The organism is Komagataeibacter kakiaceti JCM 25156 (genome assembly GCF_000613305.1).
Map to the genome: position 1 here is coordinate 1 of NZ_BAIO01000316.1, position 2,763 is coordinate 2,763.

Genomic DNA, 2,763 nt, shown 5'->3' on the forward strand with positions numbered 1-2,763 from the left:
GTCAGGCCGGGGCTTTTTCGGGTTCGGGCGCGGGCTTCACGTCCTGCGGGCAGCCGCAGCGGACCAGCAGTTCGCGCAGTTCACGCACGATGGGGAAGATTTCCACATTGCGGTCATGGCCGACCTCGTTCCACGCGGCCTGCTCCATTTCCACAATGTCCTTGTCCTCAAGGAAGATGCGGTTGGTGAACCAGCCCAGCACCGGCCAGATCACGTCGATCAGCAGCGGGGTCTTGGGGCGCAGCACGGACAGCAGGCCGAAGGACTGGGTTACGCGCTGGTCCTTGTCCACTGGCACGTAGGCCGCCCACAGATCCATGATCAGGTCACCATCCTTGTCGGTGATGCGCAGGGTCTGGTACGGATATTCGGTGCGGATGGTCACGACTTCCTCAACGGGCTGTTCGCGGCCGTTGAGATCCTTGTGCTTGCCAAAGATCAGCCGTTCGGCCAGCGGCTGCTGGCCGCCGCTGCGCATGAAGCTGTAGCGGGCCTCGATAAAGTCATCGCCCCGGTCCTGCCCCAGGAAGCGGGCCTTGATCTGGCCCATCTGGCGGCGGTGCAGGAACTGATGGTTCATGTCCATCAGGTTCTCGTGCATGAAGGTGTAGTGGCAGTTCACGCGCGGCTGAAGCGCCGGGTCTTGAAGGCGGGGTTGTCCGTCTGGGCCAGCTTGGGGAACGGGACCGTGCTGGCCTTTTCCGGATCACCGGGGAAGACGAAGACCAGGCCGCCAGCCTCGCGCACGGGGAAGGTGCGCACGCCGTTGGGCAGCTTGCCCTTGCCCAGATAGGGCACGTCGATGCAGCGGCCCGAACGGCCGAAGGCCCAGCCATGGTAGCAGCAGCGCACGGTCTGGCCGTTCACGATGCCCTGGCTCAGCGGCACCTGCCGGTGGGGGCAGCGGTCGTACAGCGCGAAGATGCCCCCTTCCTCGGGGCGGACCAGGGCGATGGGAATGCCGGCGAAGCTGACGGCAATGGTCTTGCCCTTGGGCACGTCGGAAGACCATGCGACCGGATACCAGAAATCCGGATTGGAGTTGACCCGGCGCAGGTCAGGCTGGCGGGCCTCCGTTGCGGTGTCTGCCAGGGTGGGGGAAATCTGGTTCATGCGGTGCAGTCCCGAAGTGTTCGCGTTGAAACGGCAGGCAGCGGGCGGAACCCGTATGCCAGAAATGAACATGCGCAATGGGTGGCGAATTCCAGCGGTGTTGTCGACTGTAAAACCGCGCGTTGCATAAGGCCCATGCTTAATGCAGGAAGCTCGTGCGGGGTTTTCGGGCAGTTATGAGCCAGATCAAGGAAAACCCCGTGCGGGCATGGCATGATCGGTGCCCGGCCTTGGGCTAGCCTGCCTGTGGCAGCGTTTCGTCATCCCAGTTTTCGTCCACGCCCATGGCATGGTGGAAACCGTCCGCCAGATGGGTGTGCAGCAGTTCATCATAAACCGCGAGGGTCGCATGCTGCATGGCCTGCGTGGAATAATGCGTGCGTACGTTCTCGCGCGCCTGCCATGCCAGCATGGCCCGCTGTTCCGCCGGCATGGTGATGACATGATGCAGGCACGCCGCCAGCGCCCCGACATCATCGGGCGGGAAGGCGAAGCCGGTCACGCCATCTTCCACCGTTTCCAGCGCGGCGCCGTGCCCCGCCACGATAACCGGGCAGCCCATGGCCTGTGCTTCCACCACCACGCGCCCGAAGGGTTCGGGCCTGCGGGAGGGAACGACAACCATGTCCGCCAGCATGAGGGCGGCGGGCATGTCCGCGCAGTGCCCGGCAAAACGCAGATGGGCGGCGATGGCGTGCCGCCGCGCCAGGCTGACCAGTTCGTCACCCTGTTTCGCGTTGGCTTCCCCCACGAAGACACAGACCCAGTCTGTGGGGAAACCGCCCGCCCGGTGCAGGTGGGCCAGCGCCTCGATCAGCAGGGCATGGCCCTTCCATGCCGTCACCCGCGCGGGCAGCATGATGACGGTGGCGCCATCGGGAATGTTCCACAGGTCATGCAGCGCCTGCACGCGGTTGCCCCGCACGCCGTGCGGGTCGAAGCGAGTCATGTCCGCTCCGCGCGGGATCAGGCGCAGCCGGTCGGGACCGACGTGATATTCATCGCGCAGGCGGCCTGCGATGTAATTGCTGATCGCGATCACCCGCGCGCCGGAGGCCAGTACACTATTATAGCGTCGCTTGCCCGGCAGGTTGGCCGCATGGACGCCATGCCAGGTGGTGACGAGGGGGATGCCGATCCGTTTGCATGCCAGCGATGCCGCCCATGCAGGCGCGCGCGAGCGCGCATGGACCAGATTGACATTGAAATGCCGCATGACCTGACGCAGGCGGCCCGCGTTGCGCATGATGGAAATGGGGTTCTTGGCGCCCAGTTCCATCTCGACCGGGATGGCGCCGATATATTTCAGCCGCGCGACCAGCCGCCCGCCCGCGCTGGCGACAATGGCCGTGCCCCCCGCCTGCACGATCGCCTGCGCTATTTCCAGCGTGCCCTGTTCTATACCACCGGATTCGAGCGCGGGCAGCGCCTGCAGGATAACGGGGCGGTCGGTAACGGTTTGCATCACCCTTCACCATATCACGAACGCAATGGAACTGCACGGGCATGCGACGAATAGGGGGTTTTCCCTTGACCTTGGGGCGGGGCGGCCCGACGAATGGGCCGATGAGAGCGTTCGCCTGCCTGCCTGTCCGCCGTTTTGTCCTGCCGGGAATCCCCGTGGCGTGGCGCGCCTTTCCCGCCATTGGA

The 2,763-nt window shown here is 65.0% G+C and carries 1 protein-coding gene and 1 pseudogene; both read right to left on the reverse strand.

What is annotated here, in order from left to right:
* Window position 1: 1 nt before the first annotated feature.
* Window positions 2-1,113: pseudogene (locus JCM25156_RS24270) on the reverse strand (Rieske 2Fe-2S domain-containing protein).
* 235 nt (window positions 1,114-1,348) lie between these two features.
* Window positions 1,349-2,578: a glycosyltransferase family 4 protein gene (locus JCM25156_RS12960; protein WP_025813407.1), complete on the reverse strand. Its 1,230-nt coding sequence runs from the start codon at window positions 2,576-2,578 to the stop codon at window positions 1,349-1,351.
* Window positions 2,579-2,763: the final 185 nt, after the last annotated feature.

Coding starts and splice junctions, on each gene's coding strand:
- JCM25156_RS12960 (WP_025813407.1), bottom strand. CDS start 2,578: ATGCAAACCGTTACCGACCGCCCCGTTATCCTGCAGGCGCTGCCCGCG.